We start from the raw sequence: 6,546 nt of genomic DNA, 5'->3' as shown, positions 1-6,546 counted from the left end.
CCCCACCAGAGGCGGGTCGTGAAGAACTTGCGGAACTCCGACCGGATGGCGGCGCTCACCGGTCCACCTCCTGGCTCGGGCCGACGGTCGACACCGGTACGCCCGTGGGGGGCGGCAGCTGGGACGGCGACGAGTCCTCGCCGGCGAGGTTGCGGTTGCGGTGCTCATCGGACTCAGTGAGGTTGAAGAACAGCTCCTCGAGGTGCGTCTGCTCCGCGCGCAGCTCGTGGATCGGAACGCCGGCGGCGAGCGCGATGTCGCCGATGCGCTCGAGATCCCCCGACCGGACGCTGAGGCCCTCGTCGCGCCGATCGCTCGAGATGCCTGCCCGGTACAGCGCCTCCGCAAGCGCGGGCACCCCCGAGGAACGCACGTATGCCGTGGCCTCCCCGTGCAGGTCCGCGACGGTGCCCTCGGCCACACGGCGGCCGTTGGCGATGATGACGACATCGTCGACGGTCTGCTCGACCTCGGAGAGCATGTGGCTGGAGATGAGCAGCGTGCGTCCCTCTCCGGCGAGGTGCCGCAGGAAGCCCCGGAGCCACCGGATCCCCTCGGGGTCGAGGCCGTTGGCCGGCTCGTCGAGGATGATGACCCGGGGGTCGCCGAGGAGCGCCCCCGCGAGCCCGAGCCGCTGCCGCATACCCATGGAGTAGCCGCCGGCCCGCTTGCCGGCCGCGGCCGGGATCCCGACGAGCTCGAGCAGCTCGTCGACCCGCCGGTCCAGGACGCCGGCGACGGCGGCGAGGACCCGGAGGTGGTCGCGTCCCGTCCGGCCCGGGTGGAAGTTGGTGGCCTCGAGGGCCGAGCCGACGACGGTGAGGGGGTCGGGGATGTCCCGGTAGGCGCGGCCGTCGATCGTCGCGGTGCCCGCCGTCGGCCGGATGAGGCCGAGCAGCATCCGCAGCGTCGTCGTCTTGCCGCTGCCGTTCGGCCCGAGGAACCCGGTGATCCGGCCCGGCTGGACGGTGAAGTCGAGCTCGTCGACCGCCGTGAACGAACCGAATCGCTTCGTGAGGCCTCGGATCTCGATCCGGCCCGGTCCCCGTTCGGGTGCCGCTGTCATTCGTCATTCCCCTTGTCGTCGTGCGCGCGACCATCGAACCACAGCCGCCTCACGCGTCGCTGCTCCCTATAGTTGGGACACTATGACCGAGTGGTTGCTGGTGCTGGCCGCCATCGTGCTGACAGCCGGCACCGCGCTCTTCGTCGCCGCGGAGTTCAGCCTCGTCGCGCTCGACCGGCCGGCCGTCCAGCAGGCGATCGACGAGGGCGACAGCCGGGCCAGGGTCGTGCTCCAGTCGCTCAAGCAGCTCTCGACCCAGCTGTCCGCGGCCCAGGTCGGCATCACGATCACCACCCTGGTCGTCGGCTATCTGGCGCAGCCCTCGATCGGCGCGCTCCTCGCCGGACCACTGACCGCCGTCGGCCTGCCCAGCGGGGCCGTCACGCCGGTCTCGAGCGGGGCGGCGCTCGTCATCGCGACGATCTTCTCGATGGTCTGCGGCGAGCTGCTGCCACAGTTCCTCGGCATCTCGGCCCCCCTCGCCACCGCGAAGGTGGTCGCGATCCCCGTCCGCTTCTTCGCAGGCCTGTTCAAGCCGCTCATCCTCCTGCTCAACGGCTCGGCCAACCGTGTCCTACGGTCCATCGGCATCGAGCCGCAGGAGGAGCTCTCCGCGGCCCGCACGCCACAGGAGCTCACCAGCCTCGTCCAGCGGTCGGCGGAGGCGGGCACCCTCGACGTGACGACCGCGCGGATGCTCACCCGGTCGCTGGGGTTCGGAGAGCGCACCGCCGACGACGTCATGACACCGCGGGTGCGGTGCACCGGCATCCACCGCGACGAGTCGGCCGAGGACGTCCTCCGGCTCTCCCGGCGCACGGGGCACTCGCGCTTCCCGGTGCTCGGCAACGACTGGGACGACGTGGACGGCGTCGTCCACGTCAAGAAGGCGATGGCCGTCCCGCACGAGCGGCGCCGGGACGTGCCGGTCTCGGCGCTCATGTCCGAGCGGCTGGTCGTGCCCGAGACGATCCGGCTGGACCCACTGCTGCGGGAACTGCGCGAGGGCGGCTTCCAGATGGCTGTCGTCGTCGACGAGTACGGCGGCACCTCCGGCATCGTCACGCTCGAGGACGTCGTCGAGGAGATCGTCGGCGAGGTCGCCGACGAGCACGACCGCGCCCGGCAGAGCGGCCGCGCGCTCATGGACGGCTCATGGACGGTACCCGGCCTGTGGCGGCCCGACGAGGTGCGCGACGCGTTCGACGCCGACGTGCCCGACGGGCCCGACTACGAGACGATGGGTGGCTTCGTCATGGCCCGCCTGGGCAGGATCCCCGTCGTCGGTGACGTCGTCGCCGTGCCCGGCTGGCACATCCACGTCGTCGGGATGGCCGGCCGCCGCGTCGACCGGCTCCGCTTCGTCCCCGACCCGGACTCGGTCCCGGCCGCTGCCGACCTCGACGCCCCGGACGCCGGGGAGGGGAGCGGCGCATGACGACCGGTCCGGCCCTCGCCGTCTCGCTCCTGCTCCTCATCGGCAACGCCTTCTTCGTCGGGGCCGAGTTCGCCGCCATGGCGGTACGCCGCTCCTCGCTCGAACCGCTCGCCGACGCGGGCAGCAAGCGTGCGGTGACCGCGCTGCTCGCGCTCGAAAAGCTCGGCTCGATGCTCGCCACGGCGCAGCTCGGCATCACGGTGTGCTCGGTCGGGCTCGGTGCGCTCGCCGAGGCGGCGCTCCACCACCTGCTCGAGCCGGTCTTCCACACGGCGGGACTGCCCGAGATCTGGGCGGGCGGCGTCGCACTCGCCTTCGCCCTGCTCATCGTGTCCTACCTGCACGTCGTCGTCGGCGAGATGATCCCGAAGAACATCGCGATCGCGGGGCCGGACCGGATGGCGCTGCTCCTCGTGCCGGCGCTCTACTTCCTCGCCAACCTCCTGCGCCCGATCGTCGCCGCGATGGAACGGATCGCCAAGGCCCTTGTCCGGCTCTTCGGCATCGAGCCGAAGGACGAGATCGCCTCGGCGTACACCGCGGAGGAGGTCGCCGTCATCGTCAGCGAGTCGAGGTTGGAGGGACTCATCGAGGAGGAGCGACACGGGCTCGTCTCCAAGACCCTCGAGTTCTCCGACAAGACGGCAGGCGACGTGGCGGTCGAGGAGGACCGGCTCGTGTGCGTCGGGCTCGGCGCGACGCCGGACGACATCGAGCACCTCGTCGCGAAGTACGGGTTCTCCCGCTATCCCGTCAGGGACGCGGCCGGCGAGGTCGCCGGCTACCTCCACCTCAAGGACGTCCTCTATGCCGACGACGAGCGGCACGAGCAGCCCATCCCGGCGAAGCGGATCCGCCGGCTCGCGACCGTCCGCGCCGAGGACGAGATCGAGGAGGTGCTCGCCACGATGCAGCTGAGCGGGGCGCACCTGGCCCGGGTCGTCGACGACCGCGCCAAGGTGACGGGCGTCGTCTTCCTCGAGGACGTGCTCGAGGAGCGGGTCGGCGAGGTCACCGACACGACACAGCGCTGACGAGCGGTCGCGGGCGCAGCGGCATACCCGTGCCCCGGCAGCTCAGCGGGTGGATACGGTGGACCCGTCAGTCCCACCCGCCTTGGAGGAAGTGCATGGACCGGATCGGTGTCGTCGGCTGCGGACTCATGGGGTCCGGCATCGCGGAGGTCAGCGCCCGCGCGGGCCTCGACGTCGTCGTCGTGGAGACCACCCCGCAGGCCGTGGAGGCGGGGCAGGCGCGGCTCACGAGGTCGCTCGAGCGCGCCGAGCAGCGGGGCAAGATCGACAGTGCCACCGACGTCCTCCAGCGGATCCGCGTCGTCGAGGGCCTCCAGGCGCTCGCCGATCGGGATATCGTCGTCGAGGCGATCGTCGAGGACGAGAAGCTCAAGGTCGAGCTGTTCCGGGAGCTCGACGAGGTCGTCGCGTCGCCGGACGCCCTGCTGACGTCCAACACCTCCTCGATCCCGATCATGAAGCTGGCGGTCGCGACGAAGCGGCCGAGCCATGTCCTCGGCGTCCACTTCTTCAACCCCGTGCCGGTCCTCTCGCTGGTCGAGCTCGTCCCGAGCCTGCTCACGGCGCCGGAGTCCACCGAGCGGGCGCGCGCGTTCGTCCAGGACCAGCTCGGCAAGCACGCCATCGACTGCCAGGACCGGGCGGGTTTCGTCGTCAACGCGCTGCTGATCCCGGTCATCCTCTCCGCGATCCGGATGGTGGAGTCCGGCTTCGCGAGCGCTGAGGACATCGACGAGGGCCTTGTCCGCGGCGCCGCCCACCCGCAGGGGCCGCTCGCCCTCGCCGACCTCATCGGCCTCGACACGACGAAGGCCGTCGCGGAGTCGCTGTACGAGGAGTTCAAGGAGCCGCTCTACGCCGCACCGCCGCTGCTCGCCCGGATGGTGGACGCCGGGCTGCTCGGCCGCAAGACCGGTCGCGGGTTCTACACCTACTCCTGATCGGCGCGACCCGCTTCGGTATGGCGCTCACTTCCGGGCCCGCCCGGGCACCGTGCGCTCCAGCCCTTTGGCACCCACTTCCCAGCCAGAACGCGGCAAAGCGGTGTTCGCTGGAGTGTTGGGGAACGCCCGCACGGGCCGGGGGAGCAGTTTGGGGGACCACCGCCGTCCGCTCCTGACCTGCGCGTGACGTGCCCGAGCAGGCGGCGCCTTCGTCGGCGTGCCAACGCCACGGTGCCGCCGAGTCCGCAAGGAGAAGGCATGAAGTTCATCGTCGAAGTCGAGTTCCCGGTTGAGCCGTTCAACACACTCGTCCGGAAGGGCGTCGCGGGGGAGAAGGTCGGAGAAGTGCTCGGGGCCATCAAGCCGGAGGTCTGCTACTTCACCGACAACGGCGTCGGCCGCGGCGCCATGATGATCGTCGACCTGGACAACGCCAGCCAGGTCCCACATGTGACCGAGCCGTTGATGCTCACCTTCGACGCCTCAGTCAACTACCGCATCGCGATGGCGCCCGAGGAGCTGCAGGCCGCTGGTCTCGACCGGTACGCCGAGATGTGACGGACCCGGGGAGCGCGGCAGTCAGCACCCAGTGCGCACCCCTCGTCCCCCCGTCCTCGCCCTTGCCGACCTCTCGGGGGACGCAACGCAGCCCTGCGACCGACCGCTTTGACCGGTCGGGCGCAGGGCCCTTCCGGCTGTGCGTCCTGAAAGGGCTGGCCAGAGGCGGAAACGTCTCGCACCATGGAGGTAGAAGGCGCGCGAGCAGGGGGGCTTGGCGATGCGCAGTCGGTCAACGGTCCGGTACTCGTGAAGCATCAGGCTCGCGGGCGCATGGTCAATCGGGTCACAGCGGCGGGCGCGGCGACGGTGCTCGCCGCCTTGGCGTTGCCTGGATGCCAGGCCGACCGGATCGCGTCGCCCACGCCCCCGCCGACGGGGTCCACGAGTCCAACCACAGCGACCGTGGGACCGGCGCCGACCACGGACCCGCGGCCGACGGCGGGGAGTCCGGGCACCACCACCGCCACCGCACCGCCCGGCTCGAGATGGTCCTGCACGGCAGCCCTCGGGGATGGCTGCGGCGCCTACGACTACTCGGGCATCCCGGTCGGCAACGGCTACAACACGTACGTCATGAACCAGAGCGTCGGCCCGCAGACGGGCACCGGGCAGACTCTCTACGTCAACAACCCGGGTGACTGGCAGGTCGTCGCGGACGCCCAGCCGTATGGGTACACCGGCGTCCAGACCTTCCCCGACGTCCAACAGCTCTTCAACAACTGGTGCGGCTCTGAGTGGAACGGGTGTGCAAGCCCCACGAATACGCCGCTCGACGCCCTGTCCTCGTTGAAGGTCACCTACTCCGAGACGTCGCCGACCGACGCGAAGAGCATTTACGAGTTCGCGCCCGACGTATGGATCGATGGCTACGGTGCCGACATCATGTTCTGGGTCGACACCCACGGCCGCTGCAACGAGGGTGCCTTCGGGCCCACCGTGCTGGGCCATGCGGTGCTCGCCGGCCAGAACTGGACGGTCCACCGCTACGGAGCCGCCGGCGCGGAGATCATCTTCGTCCTCGACGGCGCAGGCGGCACCGGGACATGTGCCCAGCAGGCGTCCGGAACGATCGACATCAAGGCCGGTTTGGACTGGCTCGCCGCCAACGGCTTCATCGGCAAGCGCCAGAGCATCAGCCAGCTCAACACCGGCTGGGAGATCACGTCGGCCAAGCGTGCGACCTTTCGGCTGACCCGATACTCGGTCGACGCCACACCAGTCGGTGCTGCGGGACGAGCCTGAGGGCCGCGGCCTCGGTGAGACGAACCGGGGGTAGGTCTGCACCAGTTCGCGACGGCGTCCAGCACTGCTTGAAGAAAGGGCCGCCGACCTGTCAGTGCAGGTCGGCGGTCCTTTTCGAGGGTGCCCCCGGCAGGATTCGAACCTGCGCTCCCGCCTCCGGAGGGCGGTGCTCTATCCCCTGAGCTACGGGGGCGGCTGCGCTTTCTTTCGCGCCCGGTGAGACTAGCAGCATCGGGACCGGAAGGTGGAATGCGGGTTCCC

General features: G+C 70.5%; 6 protein-coding genes and 1 tRNA gene. 5 read left to right on the top strand and 2 right to left on the bottom strand.

Annotation, left to right across the window (positions count from 1 at the left end; translation table 11 throughout):
• Positions 1–55 precede the first annotated feature (55 nt).
• Positions 56–1,066: an ABC transporter ATP-binding protein gene (locus tag ACTHJJ_RS11155; protein ID WP_440303014.1), complete on the bottom strand. Its 1,011-nt coding sequence runs from the start codon at positions 1,064–1,066 to the stop codon at positions 56–58.
• 82 nt (positions 1,067–1,148) lie between these two features.
• On the opposite strand from ACTHJJ_RS11155, the gene ACTHJJ_RS11150 reads away from it, so the two are divergent.
• From ACTHJJ_RS11150 to ACTHJJ_RS11130, 5 genes are all read left to right on the top strand, one after another.
• Positions 1,149–2,504, top strand: a complete 1,356-nt coding sequence (locus tag ACTHJJ_RS11150; protein ID WP_440303013.1) for a hemolysin family protein — start codon at positions 1,149–1,151, stop codon at positions 2,502–2,504.
• Complete coding sequence (locus ACTHJJ_RS11145; RefSeq protein ID WP_440303012.1) at positions 2,501–3,538, top strand: hemolysin family protein; 1,038 nt, start codon at positions 2,501–2,503, stop codon at positions 3,536–3,538. The genes ACTHJJ_RS11150 and ACTHJJ_RS11145 overlap by 4 nt, the downstream gene beginning before the upstream one ends.
• A gap of 95 nt (positions 3,539–3,633) precedes the next feature.
• A complete protein-coding gene (locus tag ACTHJJ_RS11140) occupies positions 3,634–4,479 on the top strand; it encodes a 3-hydroxybutyryl-CoA dehydrogenase (protein ID WP_440303011.1) in 846 nt (281 codons plus the stop codon).
• Between the two features lie 261 nt (positions 4,480–4,740).
• Positions 4,741–5,040 carry a hypothetical protein gene (locus tag ACTHJJ_RS11135; protein ID WP_440303010.1) on the top strand — a complete coding sequence of 100 codons (300 nt, stop codon included), beginning with the start codon at positions 4,741–4,743 and terminating at the stop codon, positions 5,038–5,040.
• Between the two features lie 405 nt (positions 5,041–5,445).
• Complete coding sequence (locus tag ACTHJJ_RS11130) at positions 5,446–6,285, top strand: hypothetical protein (RefSeq protein WP_440303009.1); 840 nt, start codon at positions 5,446–5,448, stop codon at positions 6,283–6,285.
• A 121-nt stretch (positions 6,286–6,406) separates the two neighbouring features.
• Here the strand turns inward: ACTHJJ_RS11130 and ACTHJJ_RS11125 are convergent.
• Positions 6,407–6,478: transfer RNA gene (locus tag ACTHJJ_RS11125), tRNA-Arg, on the bottom strand.
• Between the last annotated feature and the right edge of the window lie 68 nt (positions 6,479–6,546).

The organism is Intrasporangium sp. (genome assembly GCF_051961875.1).
Lineage (GTDB): Bacteria > Actinomycetota > Actinomycetes > Actinomycetales > Dermatophilaceae > Intrasporangium_A.
The sequence above is the reverse complement of the archived record's forward strand: the minus strand, read 5'-3'. Positions and strand labels throughout refer to the sequence as shown.